The organism is Muricoccus radiodurans (assembly GCF_050154705.1).
GTDB classification, from domain to species: Bacteria; Pseudomonadota; Alphaproteobacteria; order Acetobacterales; family Acetobacteraceae; genus Roseomonas; species Roseomonas radiodurans.
In genome coordinates, this window is the sequence record NZ_CP189561.1 from 2,121,451 (window position 1) to 2,146,217 (window position 24,767).

General features: G+C 72.7%; 23 protein-coding genes. 14 read left to right on the plus strand and 9 right to left on the minus strand.

What is annotated here, in order from left to right:
• The first annotated feature begins 6 nt into the window (after positions 1–6).
• Positions 7–765, plus strand: coding sequence for an SDR family NAD(P)-dependent oxidoreductase (locus ACP6CK_RS10485; protein WP_426958832.1), 759 nt, complete (start codon positions 7–9; stop codon positions 763–765).
• Between the two features lie 24 nt (positions 766–789).
• Here the strand turns inward: ACP6CK_RS10485 and ACP6CK_RS10490 are convergent, their stop codons facing one another.
• Positions 790–2,547: a hypothetical protein gene (locus tag ACP6CK_RS10490; RefSeq protein WP_426958833.1), complete on the minus strand. Its 1,758-nt coding sequence runs from the start codon at positions 2,545–2,547 to the stop codon at positions 790–792.
• Between ACP6CK_RS10490 and ACP6CK_RS10495 the strand changes: the two genes are divergently transcribed.
• The 5 genes from ACP6CK_RS10495 (at position 2,546) to ACP6CK_RS10515 (ending at position 7,132) form a co-directional block, all read left to right on the plus strand.
• Positions 2,546–3,349 (plus strand): VWA domain-containing protein, encoded by an 804-nt coding sequence (locus tag ACP6CK_RS10495; protein ID WP_426958834.1) that lies wholly within the window; start codon positions 2,546–2,548, stop codon positions 3,347–3,349. The genes ACP6CK_RS10490 and ACP6CK_RS10495 overlap by 2 nt on opposite strands.
• Positions 3,350–3,373: 24 nt before the next feature.
• The gene (locus tag ACP6CK_RS10500) at positions 3,374–4,057 is read left to right on the plus strand and encodes a hypothetical protein (RefSeq protein WP_426958835.1); all 684 of its coding nucleotides are present in this window, start codon (positions 3,374–3,376) and stop codon (positions 4,055–4,057) included.
• A gap of 107 nt (positions 4,058–4,164) precedes the next feature.
• Complete coding sequence (locus ACP6CK_RS10505) at positions 4,165–4,797, plus strand: hypothetical protein (RefSeq protein ID WP_426958836.1); 633 nt, start codon at positions 4,165–4,167, stop codon at positions 4,795–4,797.
• Between the two features lie 150 nt (positions 4,798–4,947).
• The gene (galU, locus tag ACP6CK_RS10510) at positions 4,948–5,817 is read left to right on the plus strand and encodes a UTP--glucose-1-phosphate uridylyltransferase GalU (RefSeq protein WP_426958837.1); all 870 of its coding nucleotides are present in this window, start codon (positions 4,948–4,950) and stop codon (positions 5,815–5,817) included.
• A 10-nt stretch (positions 5,818–5,827) separates the two neighbouring features.
• A complete protein-coding gene (locus ACP6CK_RS10515; protein ID WP_426958838.1) occupies positions 5,828–7,132 on the plus strand; it encodes a UDP-glucose dehydrogenase family protein in 1,305 nt (434 codons plus the stop codon).
• Between the two features lie 208 nt (positions 7,133–7,340).
• Here the strand turns inward: ACP6CK_RS10515 and ACP6CK_RS10520 are convergent, their stop codons facing one another.
• Positions 7,341–8,234 carry a hypothetical protein gene (locus tag ACP6CK_RS10520; protein ID WP_426958839.1) on the minus strand — a complete coding sequence of 298 codons (894 nt, stop codon included), beginning with the start codon at positions 8,232–8,234 and terminating at the stop codon, positions 7,341–7,343.
• 151 nt (positions 8,235–8,385) lie between these two features.
• On the opposite strand from ACP6CK_RS10520, the gene pgmG reads away from it, so the two are divergent.
• On the plus strand, positions 8,386–9,795 hold the full coding sequence (gene pgmG, locus ACP6CK_RS10525; RefSeq protein ID WP_426958840.1) for a phosphoglucomutase/phosphomannomutase PgmG: 1,410 nt from the start codon (positions 8,386–8,388) through the stop codon (positions 9,793–9,795).
• Positions 9,792–10,154 carry a gamma-glutamylcyclotransferase family protein gene (locus ACP6CK_RS10530; RefSeq protein ID WP_426959903.1) on the plus strand — a complete coding sequence of 121 codons (363 nt, stop codon included), beginning with the start codon at positions 9,792–9,794 and terminating at the stop codon, positions 10,152–10,154. The genes pgmG and ACP6CK_RS10530 overlap by 4 nt, the downstream gene beginning before the upstream one ends.
• On the opposite strand, the gene ACP6CK_RS10535 is transcribed toward ACP6CK_RS10530, so the two are convergent.
• A complete protein-coding gene (locus tag ACP6CK_RS10535; RefSeq protein WP_426958841.1) occupies positions 10,144–10,884 on the minus strand; it encodes a CHASE3 domain-containing protein in 741 nt (246 codons plus the stop codon). The genes ACP6CK_RS10530 and ACP6CK_RS10535 overlap by 11 nt on opposite strands.
• Before the next feature lie 122 nt (positions 10,885–11,006).
• Here ACP6CK_RS10535 and ACP6CK_RS10540 point away from each other — a divergent pair, with 122 nt between their 5' ends.
• Positions 11,007–12,113 carry a DSD1 family PLP-dependent enzyme gene (locus ACP6CK_RS10540; RefSeq protein ID WP_426958842.1) on the plus strand — a complete coding sequence of 369 codons (1,107 nt, stop codon included), beginning with the start codon at positions 11,007–11,009 and terminating at the stop codon, positions 12,111–12,113.
• Positions 12,114–12,205: 92 nt separating this feature from the next.
• On the opposite strand, the gene ACP6CK_RS10545 is transcribed toward ACP6CK_RS10540, so the two are convergent.
• Positions 12,206–13,381 (minus strand): D-alanyl-D-alanine carboxypeptidase family protein, encoded by a 1,176-nt coding sequence (locus ACP6CK_RS10545; protein WP_426958843.1) that lies wholly within the window; start codon positions 13,379–13,381, stop codon positions 12,206–12,208.
• A gap of 385 nt (positions 13,382–13,766) precedes the next feature.
• Here ACP6CK_RS10545 and ACP6CK_RS10550 point away from each other — a divergent pair, with 385 nt between their 5' ends.
• From ACP6CK_RS10550 to ACP6CK_RS10565, 4 genes are all read left to right on the plus strand, one after another.
• Positions 13,767–14,276, plus strand: a complete 510-nt coding sequence (locus tag ACP6CK_RS10550) for a phasin family protein (protein ID WP_426958844.1) — start codon at positions 13,767–13,769, stop codon at positions 14,274–14,276.
• A 361-nt stretch (positions 14,277–14,637) separates the two neighbouring features.
• Complete coding sequence (clpS, locus tag ACP6CK_RS10555; RefSeq protein WP_426958845.1) at positions 14,638–15,021, plus strand: ATP-dependent Clp protease adapter ClpS; 384 nt, start codon at positions 14,638–14,640, stop codon at positions 15,019–15,021.
• Positions 15,022–15,219: 198 nt separating this feature from the next.
• Entirely contained in the window at positions 15,220–17,577 is a 2,358-nt protein-coding gene (gene clpA / locus ACP6CK_RS10560) for an ATP-dependent Clp protease ATP-binding subunit ClpA (RefSeq protein ID WP_426958846.1), read from the plus strand.
• 59 nt (positions 17,578–17,636) lie between these two features.
• Positions 17,637–18,149, plus strand: coding sequence for a hypothetical protein (locus ACP6CK_RS10565; protein ID WP_426958847.1), 513 nt, complete (start codon positions 17,637–17,639; stop codon positions 18,147–18,149).
• A gap of 9 nt (positions 18,150–18,158) precedes the next feature.
• On the opposite strand, the gene ACP6CK_RS10570 is transcribed toward ACP6CK_RS10565, so the two are convergent.
• The 4 genes from ACP6CK_RS10570 to ACP6CK_RS10585 are packed head-to-tail and all read right to left on the minus strand — an operon-like array spanning position 18,159 to position 22,084.
• Positions 18,159–19,028, minus strand: a complete 870-nt coding sequence (locus ACP6CK_RS10570; RefSeq protein WP_426958848.1) for an alpha/beta hydrolase — start codon at positions 19,026–19,028, stop codon at positions 18,159–18,161.
• A gap of 55 nt (positions 19,029–19,083) precedes the next feature.
• Positions 19,084–19,968 (minus strand): polyphosphate kinase 2 family protein, encoded by an 885-nt coding sequence (locus tag ACP6CK_RS10575; protein ID WP_426958849.1) that lies wholly within the window; start codon positions 19,966–19,968, stop codon positions 19,084–19,086.
• A 35-nt stretch (positions 19,969–20,003) separates the two neighbouring features.
• On the minus strand, positions 20,004–21,242 hold the full coding sequence (locus tag ACP6CK_RS10580) for an MFS transporter (protein ID WP_426958850.1): 1,239 nt from the start codon (positions 21,240–21,242) through the stop codon (positions 20,004–20,006).
• Complete coding sequence (locus ACP6CK_RS10585; protein ID WP_426958851.1) at positions 21,239–22,084, minus strand: endonuclease/exonuclease/phosphatase family protein; 846 nt, start codon at positions 22,082–22,084, stop codon at positions 21,239–21,241. Before ACP6CK_RS10585 ends, ACP6CK_RS10580 begins: the two co-directional genes overlap by 4 nt.
• A gap of 111 nt (positions 22,085–22,195) precedes the next feature.
• Between ACP6CK_RS10585 and ACP6CK_RS10590 the strand changes: the two genes are divergently transcribed.
• Positions 22,196–22,831: a hypothetical protein gene (locus ACP6CK_RS10590; RefSeq protein WP_426958852.1), complete on the plus strand. Its 636-nt coding sequence runs from the start codon at positions 22,196–22,198 to the stop codon at positions 22,829–22,831.
• A gap of 16 nt (positions 22,832–22,847) precedes the next feature.
• Here the strand turns inward: ACP6CK_RS10590 and ACP6CK_RS10595 are convergent, their stop codons facing one another.
• Positions 22,848–24,731 (minus strand): DNA/RNA helicase domain-containing protein, encoded by a 1,884-nt coding sequence (locus tag ACP6CK_RS10595; RefSeq protein ID WP_426958853.1) that lies wholly within the window; start codon positions 24,729–24,731, stop codon positions 22,848–22,850.
• Between the last annotated feature and the right edge of the window lie 36 nt (positions 24,732–24,767).

Sequence of the window (24,767 nt, forward strand, 5' to 3'; positions counted from 1 at the left end):
GCTGCGGTGGAGCTTCGCGGCGCGGCCGCGCTCGTCACCGGCGGCGGCTCGGGCCTCGGCGCCGCGGCGGCGGAGCGGCTGGCGGCGGCCGGGGCGCGGGTGGTCGTGATGGACCTGAACGCGGAGGCCGCCGCGTCGGTCGCGGCCCGGATCGGCGGCGCCGCCGCGAGCGGGGACGTCACCGATCCCGCGGCGGTGGAGGCGGCGCTGGACGCCGCGAAGGCCCTGGGGCCGGTGCGGATGGCCGTGTCCTGCGCCGGGATCGCGCCGGCCTCCCGGATCATCGGGCGCAACGGGGCGCACGACCTCGCCCTCTTCGCGCGCGTGATCGGGGTGAACCTGATCGGCACCTTCAACGTGCTGCGCCTCGCCGCGGCCCGCATCGCGCAGGAGGAGCCGCTGGCGGACGGGGAGCGCGGCGTGATCGTCAACACCGCGTCCATCGCCGCCTATGAGGGGCAGATCGGGCAGGTGGCCTATGCGGCGTCCAAGGGCGGCGTGGTCGGGCTGACCCTGCCGGCGGCGCGGGACCTCGCGCGGTCCGGCGTGCGCGTGGTCACGATCGCGCCGGGCCTCATGCACACCCCGATGATCGAGGGGCTGCCGCAGGAGGTGCAGGACGCGCTCGGCGCCCAGCCGCTCTTCCCGAAGCGGTTAGGGCGGCCGGAAGAGTTCGCGGAGCTGGTCGCCTGGATCGCGGCCAACCCGCTGATGAACGGCGAGGTGATCCGGCTGGACGGCGCCCTGCGGCTGCCGCCCGCCTGATCCCTCCCGCCCGGCGCCCCGATCTCAGCGACGGGGCGAAGCGGTCGCGGTGAGGTTCAGCCGCTCCGCCACCTGGGCGGGCTGCATGCTGCTCAGGTTCATGAATTCGAGCAGCGGCATCGGCTGGCGCGGGCGAATCGCGAACTCGATCGTGCCGGGCTGGCGGGCGAAGCTCGCCAGCGCCTGGCGGATCGCCGCGATGTTCGGGCTGTCCTTGCCGGTGCTGCCCGGAACCGGCGCGGTGAGCGCCATCTGCGCGAACTGCTCCCGCAGCTGGGCTTCCTGCATCCGCGTGCTGCGCGCCTGCTGGGTGACCAGCCGGGGGATGAGTCCCTCATCCGTGTAGCGGATGGTCATGCTCGCGACCTGCAGCGGCGCGAGCATCGCCATGAAGTCCTCCGGCTTGGGCGCGGGCGTGCCGGGCTGCGGGATCTGGTAGCCCCGCAGGTCCACGGTGAAGCCGAGCGTGCCCATCCCGTCCACGCGGATGTTGAAGGGATCGGCGACCACCTGACCGGTGGGGCGCATCAGGCGGGTGACGTTCTCCAGCCCGCCGGAGAGGCGCTGGTAGCCCATGCCCTGCAGGAAGGCGCCGCCCGCCTCCGGCGGCAGGTCCACCGCCACGCCCTCCACGGTCAGGCGGCCGATCTGGGTGGTGGGCGTGGTCACGTCCCAGTCGTTGCGCGCGCGGATGGCGCCGATGGCCGCGACCTGCCGGCCCTGCATGGAGAAGGTGAAGCCCTCCGCCTCGGCGCCCTGCGCCTGGCCCGGCGCCGCCTGGGGGGGATTGGTCTGGTTCACGATGGCCAGGGCCGTGTCCCGCGCGGCGATGCCATTGAAGGCGAAGCGTCCGAGCCGCATGTCGATCGGCCCGGTGTCGCGGGAGGTGCCGGCCATGCGAAAGCCCTCCAGCCGCGCCGAGGTCAGCCTCCCCTCGCCCCAGCCATCCACCTGGACGCGGCCGACCTCCATCTCGACGTTCTCCTGCGGCACGTTCAGCGCCGCGCCTTCCACCACGGCGCTGTCGGCGGCGAAGGACCAGGGGTCGAAGGGCTGGCCGATCTGGGGCAGCACGGCGCCGGTCAGGCGGGCGCGGCCCAGCCGCATGCGGCCCTGTCCCTTGGCCGGGTCCTCGACGAAGCTCATCCCCTCGACCAGCGCCTCTCGCGCCGCGCCGGGCGTGTAGCCCGTCAGGGAGAGGCGCGCGGCCTCGGCGCGGCCGGAATTCGGGATGTCGAAGCCGACCGTCTCCACGACCATGGAGTCCACGGCGGCGGTCGCCCAGTCCACGCGGGGTCCCCCGGCCGCGTTCGGCAGGTTGAGGCCGGTCAGGTCCACCCGGCCGATCGTCATCACCGCCGTGCCGCCCGCGGGCGCGGCGCTTCCCGGCGTCGGGGCGGGCGCCGCGACGGGGCCCTTCGTGCCCGGCGCAGCGCTGGGAGCCGGCGCCGGGGCGGGGGCCGCGGCGGGCGCGCCGTCCGAGCCGCGCAGGCCGCGCAGCGTGGCCCGGCCGACCCTCGTCTCACCGATGTCCCGCAGGTTCACCTCCTCGACGGTGGTGGTGCTGTTGCCGTGGCGCAGCGTCACGCGGGACAGGGTCGCCTCCCCGGTCACCGGGTCCACCCGGCGCTGGCCGATGTCGAGGCTGTCGCCCGGATCCAGCGCGGCGCGGAAGCGCGCGATGGCGGCGTCGAGCCGCCGGTCGGCCTCCTGCTGCGCGGCGGCGCCGACGGCGATGGGAACGGCGACGCAGGTCGCGAGGAGGACGGGGCGAAGACGCATGGGGGGCTCCTTCGAGGCGGCGGGGACGCTAGGCGAGCGGCGGCGTCGGCGCCATTCACCCGTGCGCGGGTTTCCGTCGCGCCTGTCGCGTCCCATCTTCGCGCACATGGCCAAGCCGCCGGTTCCGGTCGCATCCAATCCCGCCGTCGCCGCCTTCCTGAAACGGGCGGAGGCGCTGCCCGCGCTGCGCACCGTGCCCCAGCCGGCGCGGCTGCTGTTTGGCGTGGACGCGACGGCCAGCCGCCAGCCCACCTGGGACCGCGCCTGCCATGTGCAGGCGGAGATGTTCACGGCCACGTCGGGGCTGCGGGCGCTGACCGTGTCGCTCGCCTATTACCGCGGCCACGGGGAGTTCGCGGCGACCCCCTACCTCTCCGATTCGCGGGAGCTGGCGGCGCGCATGGCGGCCGTGGGCTGCGCCGGCGGGCAAACCCAGATCTTGCGGCTGCTCCGCCACGCCGAGGCGGAGGCGGCGACGGCCCGGCTGCACGCCGCCGTCTTCGTCGGCGACGCGGCGGAGGAGGAGCCGGACCCGATCTGGGCGGCGGCCAGCCGGCTCGGCGCGCGCGGCGTGCCGGTCTTCGTCTTCCAGGAGGGGGATGATCCCGCGGCGACCGGCGTGCTGAAGGGCATCGCGCGGCTGTCGGGCGGGGCCTGGGCGCCCTTCGACCACCGCAGCCCCGGCGCCCTGGCCGCGCTGCTGCGAGGCGCCGCCGCCTACGCCGCCGGTGGGCGCGAAGCGCTGGCGAAGCTGCCGGGCGCGGCGGCGCTGCTGGCGCAGCTCCCGCGGCCGGCGGGGTGAGACGCCGATCGTGAGGGATGGGCGGTGATCTGGCTGGCGGCGGGCGCCGCCCTCCTCCTGCTGGCGCTGGTGGGTCTGCAGGGATTCGCGACGGCGAGCGTGGCGCAGGTGCGGGCCGTCGCGGCCTGGACCCTTGCCTTCCTCGGTGTCGCCCTGGTCGTCCTGCTGCTCCTCACCGAACGGGCCGGGCAGCTCTTCTGGGCCCTGGCGTTGTTCGGGCCGGTGCTGTGGCGGCGATGGCAGGGGCGCCGCGCGGCCGCGACCTTCGGCGCCCCGGCCGGTGGCGCCGCCGATACGGTGGAGACGGCGATGCTCTCCATGCGGCTCGATCCGGCGTCGGGGACGCTGTCCGGGGCGGTGCGGCAGGGCCGACAGGCCGGCCGGGACCTCGCCTCCCTCAGCCTGGAGGAGGCGCGGGCCCTGCTGGAGGAGGCGGGCCGGGACGATCCGGACAGCGTGCCGCTGCTGGAGGCCTGGCTGGACCGGGCGCATCCGGGCTGGCGCGCGGCGGGGGCGGCGCCGCCCCCCTCATCCGGAGCGATGGAGCGGGCCGAGGCGCTGGCCATCCTCGGCCTGACGGAGGGCGCGGACAAGGCCGCGATCCGCGCCGCCCATGCCCGGCTGATGCGCGCGGCGCACCCGGATGCCGGCGGGTCAGACTGGCTGGCGGCGCGGCTGAACGCGGCCCGCGATCTCCTGCTCGGCTGAGCGCGGCGTCCCCGCCCTGACGAGGGCTGGCCGGCGCCCGGCCCCTGGGGGAGACTTCGCGCCGCCGGCGCCCGTGATGGGGCGGGCGCCGCTGGAGAAGACGCGCCTTGCCCAGGCTTCGTTCCCTGGTGGCCCTCGCCATCCTGGCCCTGCCGATGGTCGGCGCTCCCGTCCTGTCGCGGGAGGCGGCCGCCGAGGCGCCGCGAGCCTGCCCGGCGAGCGGCCGGGTGGAGCACACCGGCGGATCGCCGACCATCTATCTCGGCATCGTGCCGGACATCCCGGACCTCTGCTGGATGCAGCGGGGCGACACGCCGGAGGGGGCCTACTACCTCGGCATCTGGGCGGCCGAGTGGCCCGGCGCGGGTCTCGCCTATCCGGCGATGCACCGGGTGATGCACGGCCCGGTCGGCACGACGGAAGAGTTCATCACCCGATCCGCCCCGGGCTGGCAGTGGCACGGAATCCTCCGCAACGAGGGGATCGAGACCGTCACCCTGCCCGATGGCCGCCGCGTCCGCGCCCTTCGGATGTCGCATGAGCGCATCGGGATCGAGGACAACATCTACCATTCCGTCATCACCGTCTGGAAGGAGATGACGAGCGGCATGATCGTCCGCCAGGAGCACCGCCACATCGCCGGCCAGCCCGTGGAGGGCGCGGCGTGGGAGCCGACCTCCGTGACCGGCCTGCCGCCGCGGGCCGCGGGCCGCGCCGACCGGAGGCGCCCGGCCAGATGACTTCGAGGCCGGGTGACTTCGAGGCCGGCGCAGCGGCCGCGACCGGGCTCGGCCGCACAAGGCCGGGCCGGGCACGGGCTCCGGCCCGCCTACCCAACGGCCGCGCGCCGTGGCAAATCCCTTAACGGTTGCAAAGGGACTCGATCGGACGTGTTGAAGCCGCTGAAGAAGGCCGTCATGCCGGTTGCCGGCCTTGGCACCCGCTTCCTTCCCGCCACCAAGGCGCTGGCGAAGGAGATGCTGCCGGTCGTGGACAAGCCCTTGATCCAGTACGCGGTCGAGGAGGCCCGGGCGGCCGGGATCGAGCAGTTCTGCTTCATCACCGGCCGCGGGAAGACCGCCATCGTCGAGCATTTCGACGTCGCCTACGAGCTGGAGCGGACGCTCGCCGAGCGGAACAAGGAGAAGGAGCTCGCGGCGCTGCGGGCCCAGGCGGTGGAGCCGGGCAACATCACCACCGTCCGACAGCAGGTCCCGATGGGGCTGGGCCACGCCATCTGGTGCGCCCGCTCCTTCATCGGTGACGATCCCTTCGCGATCCTCCTGCCCGACGACCTGATGCAGTGCGAGGTGTCCTGCACGAAGCAGCTCGCCGATGCCTACCGGGAGACCGGGGGCAACGTGGTCGCGATCGAGGAGGTGCCGCGGGACAAGGTGAACCGCTACGGCGTGATCGACATCAAGGAGGACAAGGGCAAGCTCGTCTCCGTGAAGGGGCTTGTCGAGAAGCCGCCGGTGGACCAGGCGCCGTCCAACCTGACGATCATCGGCCGCTACGTCCTCATGCCGGAGGTGATCGGCTTCCTGGCCGCCATGGAGAAGGGTGCCGGCGGCGAGGTGCAGCTGACGGACGGCATGGCGAAGCTCATCCCGACCCAGCCCTTCCACGGGCTGCGCTACGAGGGCCGGCGCTTCGACTGCGGCGACAAGGTGGGCTACCTGGAGGCGCAGATCGCCTTCGCCCTCGCGCGGCCCGACCTGGCGGAGGCCGTGAAGGCCTTCCTGCCCCGCTACACCTGAGGAGCGCCCGGTGCGGATCGCGATGATCGGGGCCGGCTATGTCGGCCTTGTCTCCGGCGCCTGCTTCGCGGAATTCGGCGTCGATGTCTGCGTCGTGGACACGGACGCCGCGAAGGTGGAAGCGCTGCGGGCCGGACGCATCCCGATCTATGAGCCCGGCCTGGACAAGCTGGTGGAGGAGAACGCCCGCGACGGGCGCCTGCGATTCACCACCGACACCGCCGAGGCGATCCGCAACGCGGATGCGGTCTTCCTGGCCGTCGGCACGCCGACGCGGCGCGGCGACGGGCACGCGGACCTGACTTACGTCTTCGCGGCGGCCGAGGGCGTGGCGAAGGCGGCCGAGCGGTCGATCGTGCTGGTGACGAAGTCCACCGTCCCGGTCGGGACGGGGCGGAAGATCAAGGAGATCGTTCGCCGCGTCCGGCCGGATCTCGAGATCGAGGTGGCGTCCAACCCCGAGTTCCTGCGGGAGGGGTCGGCCATCCCGGACTTCATGCGCCCGGACCGGGTGGTGATCGGGGCCGATTCCGACCGCGCCTTCCAGGTGCTGCGCCGCCTCTACCGGCCGCTCTACCTCATCGAGACGCCGATCCTGCAGACCGGCCTCGAGACGGCGGAGCTGATCAAGTACGCGGCCAACGCCTTCCTGGCGACGAAGATCACCTTCATCAACGAGATGGCCGACCTCTGCGAGGCGGTGGGCGCGGACGTGCACGACGTCGCGCGCGGCATGGGCCTGGACGGGCGGATCGGGCGGAAGTTCCTCCACCCCGGGCCGGGCTATGGCGGCTCCTGCTTCCCGAAGGACACGCTGGCGCTGGCCCGCACCGCCCAGGATGCCGGGCGCCCGGTCCGGCTGGTCGAGACCACCATCGCCATTAACGACGAGCGCAAGGCGGCCATGGCGGATCGGGTGATCGCCGCGCTCGGCGGCGATGCGAGCGGCAAGACGATCGCGGTCCTCGGCCTGACCTTCAAGCCCGAGACGGATGACATGCGGGACGCGCCGTCCCTCGTGATCCTGCCGAAGCTCGCCGCGGCGGGGGCGACGCTCCGGGCCTACGACCCGCAGCCCGGCCATGCGCGCCAGGTCCTGCCGGGCGGGATGCATTTCGCTGTCTCGCCGATGGAGGCGGTGGAGGGCGCGGATGCCGTCGTCCTCCTGACCGAGTGGAACGAGTTCCGCGCCCTCTCGCCGGAGAAGCTACGCAGCGCCATGCGCGGCCGCGTGGCGCTCGACCTGCGCAACGCCTGGGACCCCCAGTCCTTCCGTGAGGCCGGGTTCGAGTACCAGTCCATCGGGCGGCCCTGAGCCGTCGCGCGGGCGGCTCCGGGGGAGAGAAGGAATTCTCTCCCCCGGCCCCCACTGATCTTCCTTTCTCAGGCTGCCGCGGACGGCTGACACGGGGTGCCCTGCGTCCGGGTCTCGCGACGGCCTCGCGGGAATGGAAGCGAAGGCCGGAAGGCACGGCCTGCCCGAAGGGCGCGAGGACCCATTCTCGGGATTCGCGGGGCGCCGGTCAGGTCCGGGCGGGCCAGGGCACCAGCTCCTCGGCGGCGGCGAGCATCGTGTCGTGGACGGCGATGAAGGCGTCGTAGCCCTCTGGGCTCCGGTCATGCAGGATCTTGTAGGCCGGCTTCATCCGGTCCGCCTGCCCATCCCGGATTCGCGCGACATGTACCGGCTTCGGGCCGTGGAAATGCACGATCACCGCATCGGCATTCGGGCCCCAGTGCGGCTTCCAGTTGAAGGCGGGGTCCATCCAATCGGCTTCGGTGAGGAGGAACTCGTTGAGCGACTTCTGGTCGTGCCCGGCCGGGCGGAAGTCGTTCACCAAGCGGTGCCGGATGTCGCGCAGCATCCAGGGTCGCACGGCGCGCAGGGCCGGCAGGTTCATCACCATGACGCCGCTGTTGAACTGGTTGCGCTCGCCGATGCGGCCCTCCTCGCAGACCGCGACGTAGCGCGGAGAGAAGGCGAAGGCGCGGGGATCACGGAGGAAGAGCACGTCGATGTCCGTGTAGAGAGCGCTCTCCGCCGCGGTCTCGAGCATGGGGATGTCGAGCCGAAGCCAGTGGCCGCGGAAGGTCTCGTACTGGTCGCCATAGGCCTCTCGCAGCTCGGGCTCCAGGCTCGGCGCGTGTGGGATGACCCGCACCCCCGCCGCCTGGAGCCAGTCCAGCTCCGCGCAGGCCGGGCCGTCATAGAGGCAGTGCGGGCGCAGGGTGGTGTTGCGGCGGGCCGAGGCGACGGCGGCCCTGATGAAGCGGAACTCGCGCCGCAGCCCCTCGCCGTTCACGCAGAAATACCAGTCCTGCAACGGATTCGCGTCCGGTGCCGTGGGGCCGGTGGGCTGGGTAAAAGGCATGTCCTCCGGCGCCGGTGGGGGGATGGCGCGTTCCATCGTCGACACGGGCTGGTTCCCCTCCGGCGGGGCACACCACCCCGGGAGCGGGAGACTGGGGGCGCCGCTCCGGGCTGGGAAGGGGCGCGGGGGCCGTTCCGGGCGGGCCGGTTCTCGGGTAGAGCGGGGATGGGACGCCACATCCGACCGAGGCCGCATCGTGACCTTCAGCCACCGCTTCGACCCGACCTCGCTGCGCGAGTACGACATCCGCGGGATCGTCGGGAAGACCCTGTCCGGCGAGGACGCCTTCGCTATCGGCCGGGTCTTCGGCTCCACCGTGCGGCGCGCGGGCGGATCGAAGGTGGCGGTCGGCTATGACGGCCGCCTCTCCTCCCCGATGCTGGAGGAGCGGCTGGTCGCGGGGCTGGTGGCCTGCGGGCTGGAGGTGATCCGCATCGGCTGCGCGCCGACGCCGATGCTCTACTTCGCCGCCTACCACTTCGGCACCGATGGCGCGGTGATGGTGACGGGCAGCCACAACCCGCCCGACTACAACGGCTTCAAGTCGATGATCGGCAAGAAGCCCTTCTTCGGCGCCGCCATCCAGGAGCTGGGCCGCCAGGCCGCCGCCGGCGACGTGGTGGAGGAGGCGCAGGGTTCGTCCCGGCAGGTGGACATCGCCGAGGACTACGTGGCGCGGCTGCTGAAGGACTACGACGGCGGCGACCGCCAGCTGAAGGTGGTGTGGGACCCCGGCAACGGCTCGGGCGCGGCGATCACGAAGATGCTCGCGGCGCGGCTGCCGGGCACGCACACCGTCATCAACGGGGAGATCGATGGGCGCTTCCCGGCCCACCATCCCGACCCCACGGTCGCGAAGAACTTGGAGCAGATCATCGCGGAGGTCGCGCGCCAGGGCGCCGATCTCGGCATCGCCTTCGACGGCGACGCGGACCGGATCGGCGTGGTGGACAATGAGGGTCACATCCTGTTCGGCGACCAGCTGTTGGTCGTGCTGGCGCGGGACGTTCTGAAGAGCAGGCCCGGCGGGACGATCATCGCCGACGTGAAGGCGTCCCAGGTGCTGTTCGACGAGGTGGCGAAGGCGGGCGGCGCGCCGCTGATGTGGAAGACCGGCCACTCCCTCATTAAGTCGAAGATGGCGGAGACGGGCGCGCCGCTGGCCGGCGAGATGTCCGGTCACATCTTCTTCGCGGACAAGTGGTACGGCTTCGACGACGCGCCCTATTCTGCGGTGCGGCTGCTCGGGATCCTCGCGCGGTCGTCCGAGACCCTCTCGGCGACGCGCGCCGCGATGCCGCAGGTGATCAACACGCCGGAGCTGCGCTTCGACTGCGAGGAGTCGCGGAAGTTCCTCGTGGTGGACGAGGTGAAGGCCCGCCTCTCGGCGGAGGGCGCGAACGTCCAGGCGGTGGACGGGGTGCGGGTGTTGACCGAGGACGGGTGGTGGCTGCTGCGCGCCTCCAACACCCAGGCCGTGCTGGTGGCCCGCGCCGAGGCGAAGAGCGCTGAGGGGCTGGAGCGTCTGAAGGCGAGCCTCGTCCGCCAGTTGGAGGCGAGCGGGCTCGCGGCGCCCGACTTCTCCGGGGAGAATGCCGGCCACTGAGCCGGCCGGTCTTCCTCTACGGCACGCTGCTGGATCCGCGCGTGCTGGCGTGCCGGTCTGGCGATCCGCGCCTGCCGCGGGCGATGCGGCCGGCGGTGCTGGAGGGGCAGGGCCGGGTACTCTTCCGCGGCACGCCCTACCCCACCCTCGTGCCGCAGGCTGGGGGGCGGGTGGAAGGGGCGCTGGTCCGGCCAGGGCCCGCGGCGCTGGCCGGCCTACGCGCCTATGAGGGGCCGTGCTACCGGCTGGTGCCGCTGCGCGTGCAGGGCCGGCGCGGGGCGGTGATGGCGCGGGCATGGATCGTGCCGCGCAGGATGGCCGGGACGATACCTTGGGAGCCGCTCCGCCTCAGCCGCTGAGGGCGGCCGCCGCGTGCCGCTCGCGACGGCGACGCAGGGCCTTGTAGGCGGCCCGGGTTCCGAAGGTGAGGAGCCCGGTCAGCAGCCCGACCACGATCAGGAAGCGCTCCATCAGTCGGACCTCGTGCGTCCGCGTCTCCCGCAAGGCGCGCTCGGCGGCCTTGATCTCCTCCAGCGTGGCGACGAGCTGGTCGTCCGCGTCGCGCGCGCCCGGGCGGAGCAGGGCTTCCCGTGCGGCGCGCAGGCCGGCGCGGCGGCGCAGTTCCACGCTCTCGGACAGTTCGGCGATGCGGGTGGCGGCCAGGATTTCCAGCCGGGCGACCCGGGCCGCCTGGGCGCGATCATTCCCGACAAAGCCTCGCAGCCGGGCGACGGCGGCCGGTAACTCGTCCAGCGCCGGGCGGAAGGGGGTCAGGAAGCGGTCCTCGCCGGTCAGAAGGTAGCCGCGCTCGGCGGCCTCAGCGCCCTCCTTCAGGATCTGGATGCGCTGGGTCGTCAGGAGCACCTGCTGGCTGTGCAGCAAGCGCTCCCGCCCCGCGCGCAGGCTCTCGTTGTAGCCCCAGGTCAGGCCGGCGCCGGCCAGGGTGACGAGGACCCCGAGCAGCACGCCCGGCGAGGCGAGGCGCCGCAGGCGGGCGGCGAGGCGGTCGCGCCAGCGTGGGCGGGGCGCCGCCTCCGCCTCGATCGCTCGGTCCGCTGCCCAGGCCACCACGCTGCTGCTGTCCCCCATCGCGCGGGACCCTTTCCCGCACTGCAATAAAGCGCGTGCGGGGCCGCCGGGGTTGCGGCCGTCCCCTGCCTGGCGCAGGCGTCGCGCGATAGCGTGACCTGCATCACCACGGAGTCCGCCCGATGCTGCAAGCCCCGCCCGCCGAACCCGGGATGCGGGAGGAGGAGGTCGACACCCCTGCCCTCCTCCTCGATCTCGACGCCTTCGAGGCGAATCTGGACACCATGGCGGCGCGGCTGGCAGCGACCTCGGCGAAGCTCCGGGCCCACGCCAAGACGCACAAGTCGCCGGTGATCGCGCGGCTGCAGATGGGACGCGGCGCGGTGGGCCAATGCGTGCAGAAGGTGGCGGAAGCCGAGGCGCTGGCCTGGGGCGGCATCCCCGACATCCTCGTGTCCAACGAGGTGGTGGCGCCGCGGAAGCTGGCGCGGCTGGCGGCGCTGAACGGGATCGCGGCGGTGCGGGTCTGCGCCGACGATCCGGGCGGCGTCGCGGCGGTCGAGGCGGCGGCGGAGGCGGCCGGGCGGCGGCTGGAGGTGCTTGTGGAGATCGACGTCGGTGCCGGCCGCTGCGGCGTGCCGCCCGGGCCGGAGGCGGTGGCCCTGGCGGAGCGGATCGCGGCCTCCCCGCACCTGATCTTCGGTGGGCTGCAGGCCTATCACGGCAGCGCCCAGCACCGGCGGACGCCGGAGGAGCGGCGGGCGGCCATCGCCGGCGCCGGCGAGGCGGTGCGGCGGACGCTGGAGCAGTTGCGCCAGCGCGGGCTGCCCTGCCCCATCGTGGGCGGGGCGGGGACGGGCACCTATGAGCTGGAGCTGGAAAGCGGGCTGTGGACGGAGATCCAGGCCGGCTCCTACGTCTTCATGGACGCGGACTATGCGCGGAACGGGTCGCCACCGGCCTTCCAGCACTCGCTCTTCGTGCTGGCGGGGGTGATGTCGGCGCCGCGGGACGGGGCGGCGGTGGTGGATGCCGGCCACAAGGCGATGCCGACCGACAGTGGGATGCCGCTGGTCTGGGACCGGCCGGGGCTGCGCTACGAGCGGCCTTCCGACGAGCACGGGACGATCGTGGTGGAGGGCGGCGCCCGCCCGAGGCTGGGGGAGAAGCTGCGGCTGGTGCCCGGCCACTGCGACCCGACGGTGGACCGCTACGATTGGTATGTCGGCGTGCGACGCGGCCGGGTGGAATGCCTGTGGCCCGTGGCCGCCCGCGGGGGGATGTCGTAGCCCCCGTTTCCGCCGCGCGCGGCAGCCTCTCCGGGGGTCCGGGGAGCTAAAACTCCCCGGCGGGGGCGCGGGGGCAGAGCCCCCGCCCCTTCCTAGCCGCGGCGCGCGCGCTGCGGCGGGCGGGCGGCCGGCGGCGGCACGGGCGCCAGCGTCCGGCGCAGCCCCGGCGTGGGGCGCAGCACGCGGCCGCCGTCGCCCTGCTCGATCATGCGACCCCGGGCCGGGACGGACCGGCGCCCCTGGGCAGGACGGGCCGAGGGACGGAGCACGACCTCGCGCACGACGTATTCGCGCTCGCGCGGGTCGAAGTCGCGGCCACGGGCCATGCGGGGGTCGATATCGCGGCCGCGGGCCATGCGCGGCGGCATGGCGGCCTGGGCACGGCCGGCGAGGATCGGTCCGCGGAGGGCGGCCACGGCGGGAACTTCCTGGAGGCGCGGCGCGGACGGGGCGACGCCGAGGCGGGAGAAGCCGTCATCCAGCAGCATGGCGGCGTGCTGGTCGCGCTCCACCCAGGACATGCCACCGAAGACGGAGACGAAGACGCGCTGCCCCTGGCGTTGGGCGGAAACCACGTTGTTGAAGCCGGAGGCGCCGATGTAGCCGGTCTTGATGCCGTCCACGCCCTCGTACTCGCCGATCATGCGGTTATGAGAGCGGAAGCGGAAGCCGCCGGCCTGGGCGTGGCTGTTGCCGAAGAAGTGCCAGTGCTCCGGGAAGTCGAGGAAGAGCCGACGGCCGAGGGTGGCCATGTCCCGCGCCGTGGTCTGCTGATCGAGGTCGGGCAGGCCGGAGGCGTTGCGGAAGGTGGTGCGGGTCATGCCGAGCTGGCGGGCCCGCATGGTCATCATCTGGGCGAAGCGCTCCTCCGAGCCGCCGAGGTGCTCGCCGACGGCGACCGCCACGTCGTTCGCGGACTTCAGGACGAGGGCGTAGATCGCGACCTCCGCCGCGATGGAGCGTCCGGGCGGAATCCCGAGCTTCGAGGGCATGCGGGAGGCGGCCTCCGCGCTCATGACGATGGGCGTGGCCATCGAGACCTGGCCCTCCCGCATCGCCTCGAACAGCATGTAGAGGGTCATCATCTTGGTGAGCGAGGCGGGGTAGCGGGGCTCATCCGGATTGACGGCGGAGAGGACGTTGCCGGTGCGGCCTTCCATGACGATGGAGGCGTAACGGTCGGAGCCGATCTGGGCCGAGGCCGGGGCTGCGAGCGCGAGACACCCCATGGCGGCGGTCCAGCACACCGCCAGACCCCGACGCAGCATTCGACTCATCATCCGCTTCCCCTCAGGCCGCCGCGGCGGCAGGAACGCCCGGCCTCCGGGCGGCGGAATACGGCCCCCCCGAGCCCCATTCCGTCACGCAGTTTACGGTGCGGCGTGATGGGCTGTCCATCAAAAGGCACCGGAACGCCTTGCCTTTCCACGAAAAAATGAGCGGGCCTCCGAGACGCAACGCTGATCGGAGAGAAGGTTCTTGGACGGGACCGGCCAGCGAAGTTGCTGACCTTCGCCGCGGACTTCGCGCCGAGCGGGAATGGTGCAGCGCACCAAAAAGTTCTGGACACGTCTTGGTTGCGCACCTAGAAGGCCCATGTTGCAGCGCAGCAAAAGCCGGTGCCTCCCGCTCCGGCACCCAAGGAGAGCCCACATGGCCGAGAACCAGCCCAAGATCGCCCGCCTGGCGACCGACACCCTGAACACCGCGACCGCGAACGCGACCGCCTTCGCCGATGCCGGCACCGCCCAGGCGCGCGCCACGCTCGAGAAGGGCATGGAGCAGGCCACGAAGGCCGCCGAGGGTGCGTACAAGGCCGCCGAGGAGTTCGCCGAGTTCTCCCGCGGCAACGCCGAGGTGCTCGCCCAGGTCGCGCAGACCTGGATGGTCGGCACGCAGGACCTGTCCCGTCAGACCTTCGCCTTCATGCAGGGCCTGACGGACAGCGCGCTCGAGGGCGCCCGCGCCCTCGCCGGCGTGAAGAGCCTGAAGGAGGCCGCCGAGATCCAGGCGACCTACGCCCGCAACACGATGGACCGCGTGATGTCCGAGACGGCCAAGCTGCAGCAGGCGTCCTTCCGCCTCGTGGAGCAGGTCTCCGGCCCCGTCACGCAGCGCGTGACGCTGGCGGTCGAGAAGGCCACGCGCCCGCTCGCGGCCTGAGCCGGCTCGTCCGGCACGGCCGGGCGGGGCACGGGGGACCGAGCGGCGGTCCCCCGCGCCTCCCCGGCCCGTGACCGGCGCTTGAGGCAGGGCCCTGCCGCCTGTCCCCATCGGGGCGGGCGGCGGGGCCCTCTTCGTTTCGGCGCCGATTCCGGCATGGCGGACCCGCGTCCGGCGCCGGTCGGGGTTGCGGCGCCATGCCGCGGGCACCCTGGCGGAGCGCGTGGGTCGGCCCCATTTGTGCACTGCGCGGATGACAGCCCTTCACGGAGCGCCGCGCACCCCGTTATCCTTCACCACACGCTGAACGGATGACGCGGCCCCTTGGCAGGGCCGCCATCCGTGAGACCATGGCAGGGCGATGAGCGATCAGGACAAGCGCCCGACCGTGCCGGGGAAGCCCGGCGGGGGCGGCACCGACAAGGGCAGTGACGGCAAGGGCGGCGAAGGGCCGGCGACCGGCGTCGTCGTCAAGGCGCGCCCGAAGACGCGCAAGCCGACCATGTACAAGGTGCTGATGCTGAACGACGACTACACGCCGATGGAGTTCGTCGTGCACGTGTTGGAACGCTTCTTCCAGAAGAACCGGGACGAGGCGACCCGCATCATGCTGCACGTCCACCGGCGCGGAGTGGGGGTCTGCGGCGTCTTCACCTACGAGGTGGCGGAGACGAAGGTGACCCAGGTGATGGACCTGGCCCGTCAGAACCAGCATCCTCTCCAGTGCACCATTGAGAAAGAATAGGGTGGTTAGGGAAGGCGCCCAGGACACGACGGAAGTCGCTGATACAGGACGTAACCGGTCCACCCCCTCCGCGTTGGGGATTCAGGACCACATATTGAGTTTCGATGAACGCGGCCGCCCCAAACATGGCGTCCAGGGGGACGCCCTGCCGGGGGATGGACCTGGCGGCCGCGAACCGATTGGGGAGCGTCGATCGACATGCTGTCCCGTAACCTAGAACAGACGCTCCACCGTGCGCTGGGCCTCGCGAGCGAGCGCCGGCACGAGTATGCGACCCTGGAACACCTGCTCCTCTCGCTCGCCGAGGATGCGGACGCGACGACCGTGCTCCGCGCCTGTGGCGTGGACGTGGACAAGCTGAAGCGCGACCTCGGCGAGTTCCTGGACAAGGACCTCGCCGGGCTGGTGACCGACCGAGGGGGTGACCCGAAGCCGACCGCCGGCTTCCAGCGGGTGGTCCAGCGCGCGGCCATCCATGTCCAGTCCTCCGGCCGGGACGAGGTGACGGGCGCCAACGTGCTCGTCGCCCTCTTCTCCGAGCGGGAGAGCCATGCCGTCTACTTCCTGCAGCTGCAGGACATGACGCGGCTGGACGCGGTGAACTTCATCTCCCACGGCATCGCCAAGGCGCCGGGACGCAGCACGTCCCGCCCCGTCCAGGGCAATGGCGGCAAGGAAGGGAATGAGGGCGGCGAGGAGAGCCGCGGCGAGGAGCGGCGCGAGGGCCAGAAGCGGGGCGGCGACGCCCTGTCGAACTACTGCGTCAACCTGAACAAGAAGGCGCAGTCCGGGAAGATCGACCCGCTGATCGGCCGCGACTCCGAGATCGAGCGGACGATCCAGATCCTCTGCCGCCGCACGAAGAACAACCCGCTCTATGTCGGTGACCCGGGCGTGGGCAAGACCGCCATCGCCGAGGGCCTGGCGAAGCGGATCATCGAGGAGGACGTGCCCGAGGTCCTGCTGAAGTCCACGATCTACGCGCTGGACATGGGCAGCCTTCTGGCCGGCACCCGCTACCGCGGCGATTTCGAGGAGCGGCTGAAGGCCGTGGTGAACGAGCTGGAGCAGCAGCCCGGCTCCATCCTGTTCATCGACGAGATCCACACGGTGATCGGCGCCGGCGCGACCAGCGGCGGGGCGATGGACGCGTCCAACCTGCTGAAGCCCGCCCTGGCCCAGGGCACGCTGCGCTGCATCGGCTCCACCACCTACAAGGAATACCGGCAGCACTTCGAGAAGGATCGGGCGCTGGTCCGGCGCTTCCAGAAGATCGACGTGAACGAGCCCTCGGTCGAGGACGCGGTGAAGATCCTTCAGGGTCTCAAGACGAACTACGAGAAGCACCACAAGGTGAAGTACACGCCGGAGGCGATCCGCGCCGCGGTGGAGCTCTCGGCCAAGTACATCCATGACCGCAAGCTGCCGGACAAGGCGATCGACGTGATCGACGAGGTCGGGGCCTCCCGGATGCTGCTGCCCGAGGGCAAGCGGCGGAAGATGGTCACGCTGAAGGACGTGGAGGACATCGTCGCTAAGATCGCGCGGATTCCCCCCAAGTCGGTCTCGACCGACGACAAGGAGACGCTCCGCAACCTCGAACGCGACCTGAAGTCCATGGTCTTCGGGCAGGACAAGGCGATCGACGCCCTCTCGGCCGCGATCAAGCTGTCCCGCGCCGGGCTGCGCGACGCGGAGAAGCCGATCGGCAACTACCTCTTCTCCGGCCCTACGGGCGTCGGCAAGACCGAGGTGGCCAAGCAGCTCGCCAAGACGCTGGGGATCGAGCTCATCCGCTTCGACATGTCGGAGTACATGGAGCGGCACTCGATCTCTCGCCTCATCGGCGCGCCGCCGGGCTATGTCGGCTTCGACCAGGGCGGCCTGCTGACCGATTCCATCGACCAGCACCCGCACGCCGTGCTGCTGCTCGATGAGATCGAGAAGGCGCACCAGGATCTCTACAACATCCTGTTGCAGGTGATGGACCACGGGAAGCTGACGGACCACAACGGCAAGACCGTCGACTTCCGCAACGTCATCCTCATCATGACGACCAACGCGGGCGCCGCCGACATGGCGAAGCCGGCCATCGGCTTCGGCCAAGTGGCGCGCGTGGGCGAGGACGAGGAGGCGATCAAGCGGATGTTCACGCCGGAGTTCCGCAACCGGCTGGATGCCGTGGTGCCCTTCGCCGGCCTGTCGCCCGAGATCGTCGGCAACGTCGTCGAGAAGTTCATCATGCAGCTGGAGGCCCAGCTCGCGGACCGGAACGTGACGATCGAGCTGTCCTCGGCGGCCAAGGAGTACCTGGCGGAGCGGGGCTACGATCCGCTCTACGGCGCGCGGCCGCTGGCCCGCGTCATCCAGGAGTTGGTGAAGAAGCCGCTGGCCGAGGAATTGCTCTTCGGCAAGCTGGTGAAGGGCGGCGCCGTGAAGGTCGGCTTCAAGGATGGCGCCCTCACCTTCGACATCGCCGAGGCGCCCCCGCCGGCCCTGCCCAAGCCCGAGGAAGGCCCGGGCGACGAGGCGGAGCGGGCGGAGGTCACGGGCTGAGCGGGATCGCGGCCCGGGTCTGACCCGGGCCGCGTCCTGCGTTCCGCGGATCATCGGTCATGGGCGGCGGGCGGCTCGGCGCCTTCTTCAGCGAATGGGGCATCGTCCTCGTCGGCATTCTCGTCATCGCGGGGCTGCTTCAGTTCATGGCCGCCCGCGGCCGGAGGCGCCGGGGCGGCGAACAGTCGGACCCGCTGATGCCGGACATGGCCGGCATCGACGACACCGAGGAGGTGGCCCCGGCGAGGCCCGGCATCTACCCGAACTTCGCGGCTGTCCTCGAGGGTTTCGTCCTGCCCTTGGCCGCCGCCCGGCCGGGCTGGGACCGGCTCGACGGGGCCTATGACGTGCCAGGGCGGGCGCTCGCTCGCTTCGACCGGAATGGGACCGTCTACGCCATCAACGGCGAGACCCGGTTCGAGCCGCTGCTCCTTGCCCACGCCTGGATGGCGGAGCATCCCGGGGAGGATGCCCTGATGGTCCAGCCTTCCAAGGGAGAAGCGGGGCGCCTGATGCTCCGGCCCGAGGTGGGGTGGACCGACGCGAGATCCGTGCGGATCGAGACGGACTGACGCCGCCGGTCAGCCTGTGGGAGCCGCCCGAGACGGGGATCGCCGGATGCCGGGCAGCCAGCCGGCGATGTCCTCCAGCACCGGTGCACCCGAGAGACCGAGGGTTCGGGCCGGTGCGCTGATCGAGGCCAGGATCCCGATATGCCCGACGCCGGGATAGAGGCGCTCCTGCACCGGCACGCCCTGGGCGCGCGCGCGGGTGGCCAGGCGCCGGGTCTGCTCCGGGCGGACGGTGGTGTCGTCCGTGCCGTGCAGCAGGAGCAGCGGGGGGACACCGAGCAGCTCCGACTCCTCGGCCGGAGCGGCGCGGGCACGCTTCCCGGGCGCGGCGGCGAAGATGCCGTCCGGGTCGTCCTCCGGCCCGAAATCATAGGGGCCAGCGAGGCCGATGCCGCCAGCGAGGGCGTCGCGGCCCGGCCGGCCGAGCCAGCGCGGGTCCAGCGCCAGGGCGAGGGCGATGAAGGCCCCGGCGGAATGGCCCATGACGATCACGGGCCGCCCCGCGCCGGGTCCGGCCGCGACCGCGCGGAGCGCGGCGGCGCCGTCCTCCACGAAGGCGGGCCAGCGGACCGCCGGGAAGAGGCGGTAGTCCGGCACGGCGACGAGGGCGCCGAGAGCCGCGAGGGGCCGCGCGACGAAGCCGTATTCGCCCCGGTCGCCGGAGCGCCAGCCGCCGCCGTAGAAGAAGACGATCAGCGGCGTGTCGGGCATCGCGCCCTGCGGGGTGTAGAGGTCGTAGCGCCCGCGCTCCCCGGGGCCGTAGGAGATGCCTTCCTGCACGGCCGTCGTTCCGCGTGGTGTGAGGGCGTTGGCAAGGTCCTGCGGGGAACAGGCGCCGAGCAGGGCGGGAAGGGCGAGCGCGGCGCGGCGGGAGATCATCCCCGGTCCAACGCGGGCGGGCGGCGCCTGTTTCGGCCGCCGGAAGGGCAGCGCGTCAGGCCAGCGCGGCGCGGGCGGCCTGGAGCGCGTCGCGCTGCGCCTCCGTCGCCGCCGGCGCCTTCAGGTCGAGGGCTTCCAGCGCCTCGATGATCGCCTCGGCCACGAGGAGGCGGGTGAGCCATTTGCGGTCCGCCGGGATGACGAACCAGGGCGCGTGCGGCGCGGCCGTCGCGCGGATCGCATGGGTGTAGGCGGCCATGTAGTCGGCCCAGTGGCCCCGCTCCTTCAGGTCCGCGGGGTCGAACTTCCAGTTCTTCTCCGGCTCGTCGATGCGGGCGAGCAGGCGCTCGCGCTGCTCGTCCTGGCCGAGATGGAGGAAGAACTTCAGGATCACCGTGCCCTGGCGCGAGAGGTAGCGCTCATAGGCCGCGATGTCCTCCAGCCGCTCCTCCCAGATGCGATCGGTGACGAGGGAGGGCGGGATCGGGCTGGCGTGCAGAAGTTCCGGGTGCACGCGGGGCACCAGCACCTCCTCGTACCAGGAGCGGTTGTGGATGCCGATGCGCCCGCGGGAGGGCAGCTCGAGGCTGTGGCGCCAGAGGAAGTCGTGACCCCGCTCCCGCGTGCTGGGGGCGGCGAAGGATTCGACGCGGCAGCCCTGCGGGTTCACGCCGGAGAAGACGTGCTTGATCACGCCGTCCTTCCCCGCCGCGTCCATGGCCTGGAAGAGGCAGAGGATGGACCAGCGCCCCGTCGCCCAGAGCCGCTCCTGCAGCTCGGCCAGGCGTTCCACGCCCTGGGCCAGGGCATCGCCCGCCGTGTGCTTCGACAGGCCGAGGCCGCCATCGTCGCCGGTGCGGTGGTCCTTGAGCGTGAAGCCCTTCCCCTCGGTCACGCGGCAGGCCGCGACGAAGCGGCGGAGGGACTTCAGTTGGCTCATGCGGCGGTCCTTCGGGTGGTCAGGCTGGCATATGGTCAGGCCGGGCGGTCCCTCGGGCCGACCAGAAGCCACAACGCGGCGCCGGCCTGGAGGATGAGCGTCACGGCGAGCGCCCAGCCATAGCCGCGGGAGTCCCAGCCGCCATGCGCGGCCCGGGGCCACAGGTCCAGCACCCAGCCGATGCCGTTCTGCAGCAGGAAGACGATCACCAGCATGGAGAAATTCACCGCCGTCGCGACGCGGCCGGCGAGGGCGGGCGGGAAGCCCTGCCCCACCGCGGCGTAGCCGGAGGGACCGCCGGCCGCGAAGAAGGCGAAGAGGAACCAGGCGATCCCCTGCCCCAGCATCCCCGACGGCACGGCGATGAGCCAGATCTGCGTGGCCATCAGCCCGGCCGTGCCGAGCACGGGCACGAGAATCGGCCCGACGCCCCGCGCCTGGGCGCGGGAGGCGAGCTGGCCGGCGAGAAGGTTCCCGCTCATCAGGCCAAAGGCGTAGATCAGGAGAAGGGTCGCCCGCGCGGCCTCGGCCTGCCCGCCGACGTCGCGCAGCCAGGGGCCGGCCCAGAGGCCCTGGTAGGTGAAGGACAGCGCGGAGAGCATCGCGATCATCGGCACCATCCGCAGGAAGCGGGGATGGGCGAAGATGCGGCCGAACTCCGCCGCTTCCGCCAGCAGTCCGCGGCGCGGGGCGGCGGGGCCGGGCGCGCCGCGCGGCACGGAGGCCGCGATCCAGGCGACGATCGCGAGGGTCAGGGCCATGAGCAGCCAGAAGGCCCCGCGCCAGCCGACATGTGGCAGCAGGAGCTGCACGGGCCAGGTGGCCACGGCCCCGCCGGCGCCGGCGATGAACAGGCCGGTGCCGGTGGCGCCCGCCACGCGCTGCGGCGGGAACCACTGCACGTTCGCCTTCATCATCGCCATCAGCCCGGCGGAGACGCCGAGTCCCGTCAGGACGCGGCCAAGGGCGAAGAGGAGGGGCTCCTCCGCGAGGGCGGAGAGGGCGAAGCCGGTGGCGGCCACGCTGCCGAGAACGAGCTGGACCCGCCGGGCCCCGTAGAGGTCCAGGGCGAGCCCGACAGGAAGCTGCGCGAGGGCGTAGGCGGCGAAGAGGATCGCGGCGAGCAGGCCGAGGGCGCTGGCCGTCAGCCCGAACTCGACGGCCAGCAGCGGCGCGAGCAGCGCGAGGATGCCGCGGCTGGCCTGGTTGATGAAGTTCAGTCCCGCGAGGGGCAGGGTGATGCGGAGGAAGGTCCCGCCCGGCGGAGGCGTCATGGCGTGCGGAGCTGCACGCTGACGGGGCAATGGTCGGAGAGGCGGTTGCGCCACTCGGAGCCGCGCTCGGTGTAGACCAGGATGCGGAGGCTGTTCTCCACCACCCAGTCGCGGGCCGGGCCACCGACGAGGATGTGGTCGATGAAGGGGCGGCCGCCCCAGCAGGGGTTGGACCGGCCGGCGGTGGTGCGGGTCAGCGGCGCCGCGGCCTCCAGTCGCGGGAGGATGGCGCCGTCCCGGTCGAAGCGGCGGTTGAAGTCACCGGCGATGGCGAAGGCCTCTCCGGCCGCGCGGCGCGCGGCGATCCAGTCGGCGAGGATGCCGGCCTGCTGCGTCAGGCTCTCGCATTCCCGGCCCTGATCATCCGGTTCCCGGCAGCCGGCATTCAGGTGCACGGAGAGGATGCGGAGCGTCGCGGCCCCCTGCCCCACCGTCACGTCCACGCCGCGGCGGAGAGAACGCCGGGCTCCCGCGCGGAGGTCGAGGGCCGCGAGGTCGGGGTTCTGGCGGGCAGCCAGGCCGCGGCGGACGGCGATGCCGGCGCGCTGCACGTCCCGCTCATCCGGGAAAAAGAGCTGCCACTCCGCGCGGTCCAGCACCAGGGCGGCGGATTCCGGGCCGTCCACCTCCTGCAAGGCGATGACATCGGCGGCGAGGCGGCGGGCGTAGTCCCGCAGCCGGGCGAGGCCGTCGGGGGAGCGCGTGGGGAGGTCGCGCGGCAGGTCCGGGTCGCCGGGCGGGCGCGTGGTGAGCCAGGCGATGTTCCAGGTGGCGAGCTTCAGCTCCGCGGCCGCTGCCGGGGCGGCGAGGAGAAGAAGGGCCAGGATCGCGCGGAGGAGCATCGGCCGGATGTGCCGGGGGTCCGCCGAAAAGAAAAGCCGGGGCGGCGTTTACCTCGGGCATGCCGTGCGGGACACCATGCGCCCCGCGGGAATCGAGGAGTCACCGGCCTGATGCATGCCCTTCTCCCTCTCCGCGGCGCGGCGGCGAGCCGTTCGCCGTTGGGGGCCGCCCTGCTGCTCTTCCTCGTGGGGTGTCAGGCGGCGCCGGACCGGGAGGCGATCCGCGCCATGCCGGCCGACACCAGCCTCGACGCGCGGGGGCTGGGCCGGGGCGGCGCGGCGGACCGGCCGGCGCGCGTGCAGGTCCAGGCGGTGCCGGACCGGGGCGCGACGCTGCACACCGTGTCCCCACGCCTCCAGACCGGATCGCCGACGAGCTTGCCGATGATCGTCTCGAGCCTCGGCGCCGAACGGGTGGAGGCCACGAGGGCCTCCCGCCCGAGCCTGCTCGTCACCGTGTCCAATGCCCGGGGATACGGCGGCTTTGCCCGCGCGGCGACCCGGCAGGACGACGTGATCCCGGTGCAGGTGCTGGAGCGGCGGACCGACTGCGGCGGCGCCGGCGGTTGCCTGTATGTGGAGACCCTGTTGCTGGCCCTGCCGGAAGACGGCGTGCGCCGGGCGGTGGAGGCGGGCACCGGGCTGCGGATCCGGATCAACGGGAATGCCTCCTTCGTGGAGGCGGCGGTTCCGGCCGGGCACTTCCGCGCGCTGGCAGAGTCGCTGGGGCGGCCGGCCGGAGCCTGACGCGCGCTGAGGCCGGTCAGAAGAGGGCGGGTGCGGCGACCGTCGCAGGGATGGCTGCGGGCCCGTCTTCCAGCGGGCGGGCGCCACAGGCGAGGAGATAGGCGGCGACGGCGTCCATCTCCGCGGCGTCGCGGGTGGGGTCGTGCCAGCGGCCCTCCTCCGTGCGGCTGCCGCAGGGAATCCAGACCACCGTCTCGTAGCGGGCGCGGGTGAGCAGCACGCGGTAGGTGTTCAGGATGAAGGCGCGGTCGGCCTCTCCGCGCACGATGTTCCAGCGGGCGCCGGAGAGGCTGCGCATGCGCCATCCACCAGGGCCGCGGAGCAGATCGCCACCCCAGGCGAGGCCGACCTGATCCAGCTCCAGGCCCTGGCAGTCGTACTCGGTGGCGTAGGTCTCCAGCGCGTCCGAGGCGCGGATGTCGGGCCAGCGGTCGAGGAACCAGTGCGGGACATCGGCGGCCTGCACGCCCAGGCCCTCGGCGCGCAGGCGGCGGGCGCCGGAGGAGGCGACGAGACCGGCGCGGCGCAGGCCGCGGGAGAGGTCGCGCAGGGCCCCGCGCATCGCGCCGAGATCACGGGTGACGAAGAAGGGCACGCCGCCGGCTTCGCGCGCGATCCGCGACGCGGCGGCGGCATCGTTCGCCAGGACGGCATCCACCCAGGGCGCGCCCTGCGGGTCGCGGACGGAGCGCATCGGAATCGTCAGGTCCAGCTCGTCATCGATCGTCAGCCAGGGCTGCGGAGCATCGGCCAGGCGCTGCGCCGCCGGCGACGAGAGGGTGCGGCCCGGCGCGACGGCGCACCAGGACGGCGCCGCGGCGATGACGCGGCCCCATTCGGCCAGCCCGGCCTCGCCGGTGTTGATCTCCTGACCGCCGCCGATGAGCGCGACGATGACGGACCAGCCGGCGTGGCGGGCCATGATCTCCAGCGTGTGCGCGGGCTCGCTGTCCGTCAGCTTGCTCGCCCCGCGGCGCTGGGAGGGCTTGGTGGCCTGCGCCCTGTCCCAGGCACGCTGCGCCTCGTCGAAGACGATGACGCGCGCTTCCGGGGTCTCGCCCGGGTTCTGGACGTAGTGTTCGAGGAATCGGTGGACATTCTGCAGCGCCGTCACGGCGTCGCGGCGCGCCTGCGTCCGGCCCCGGTCCTCCGCGGCTTGGCGGGCCAGGCTTTCCCGCAGCACGGCGACGAGGGGCGCGTTGCCCGTCAGGAAGGCGGCGCCGTCCGTGCGCAGCGTGCCGAAGACGATGTTCAGGCCGCAGAGGGTCTTCCCGGCGCCGGGGATGCCGGTGACGAACACGACGCGGTGCTCCCCCGCCTCGCGCGCGCCGGCGATGGCGCGGCGCACGGCCTCCGTCGTGCGCGTGAGGTTCGCGGCGTCGGCGCGGGCGGAGACCATCTCGGCGCTGCGGTGGCGGTCGAACAGCATCGTCGCCGCCTCCAGGACATTCGGCACCGGGCGGTACGGCGCGGCGAGCCAGGCAGCGTGGTCGAGCGGGGTGGTGGTCGGGCCGATCGCGGCGTGGATGTTCCGGACGACGCCCCCGAGCGTGCGGGCATTCGCGCGGAACGGACAGGGCGGCAGGCCGTGCCAGATCAGGGGCGGGTCGAACGGCACGGCCAGCGCATGCGTCGCGACCAGCACGGGCAAGATCGGCACGCTGCGGCAGCCGGCGTGGAAATCCCGCAGGTCCAGCGCGTAATCCTCGACCTGCCGCAAGTCGGCCAGGGTGTGCGCGGCCGCGCCGTCCTTGATCTCCAGCACCAGGACGGCACGGTCCGTCAGGATGACGCAGTCCGCGCGCTTCTCCAGGCGGAGAAGGTCGTATTCCAGCATGACGGTCCAGCCCGCGGCTTCCGGCGCGGAGAGGGCGTCCAGCAGCAGCCGGGCGGTGGACACCCAGGCGGCGCGCTGGGTCAGTTCCAGCGTCGCGTG

Coding starts and splice junctions, on each gene's coding strand:
- ACP6CK_RS10495 (WP_426958834.1), top strand. CDS start 2,546: ATGGGGGGCTCCTTCGAGGCGGCGGGGACGCTAGGCGAGCGGCGGCGT.
- ACP6CK_RS10490 (WP_426958833.1), bottom strand. CDS start 2,547: ATGCGTCTTCGCCCCGTCCTCCTCGCGACCTGCGTCGCCGTTCCCATC.
- ACP6CK_RS10535 (WP_426958841.1), bottom strand. CDS start 10,884: ATGGGGGACAGCAGCAGCGTGGTGGCCTGGGCAGCGGACCGAGCGATC.
- ACP6CK_RS10540 (WP_426958842.1), top strand. CDS start 11,007: ATGCTGCAAGCCCCGCCCGCCGAACCCGGGATGCGGGAGGAGGAGGTC.
- ACP6CK_RS10545 (WP_426958843.1), bottom strand. CDS start 13,381: ATGCTGCGTCGGGGTCTGGCGGTGTGCTGGACCGCCGCCATGGGGTGT.
- ACP6CK_RS10550 (WP_426958844.1), top strand. CDS start 13,767: ATGGCCGAGAACCAGCCCAAGATCGCCCGCCTGGCGACCGACACCCTG.
- clpS (WP_426958845.1), top strand. CDS start 14,638: ATGAGCGATCAGGACAAGCGCCCGACCGTGCCGGGGAAGCCCGGCGGG.
- clpA (WP_426958846.1), top strand. CDS start 15,220: ATGCTGTCCCGTAACCTAGAACAGACGCTCCACCGTGCGCTGGGCCTC.
- ACP6CK_RS10565 (WP_426958847.1), top strand. CDS start 17,637: ATGGGCGGCGGGCGGCTCGGCGCCTTCTTCAGCGAATGGGGCATCGTC.
- ACP6CK_RS10570 (WP_426958848.1), bottom strand. CDS start 19,028: ATGATCTCCCGCCGCGCCGCGCTCGCCCTTCCCGCCCTGCTCGGCGCC.
- ACP6CK_RS10575 (WP_426958849.1), bottom strand. CDS start 19,968: ATGAGCCAACTGAAGTCCCTCCGCCGCTTCGTCGCGGCCTGCCGCGTG.
- ACP6CK_RS10580 (WP_426958850.1), bottom strand. CDS start 21,242: ATGACGCCTCCGCCGGGCGGGACCTTCCTCCGCATCACCCTGCCCCTC.
- ACP6CK_RS10585 (WP_426958851.1), bottom strand. CDS start 22,084: ATGCTCCTCCGCGCGATCCTGGCCCTTCTTCTCCTCGCCGCCCCGGCA.
- ACP6CK_RS10590 (WP_426958852.1), top strand. CDS start 22,196: ATGCATGCCCTTCTCCCTCTCCGCGGCGCGGCGGCGAGCCGTTCGCCG.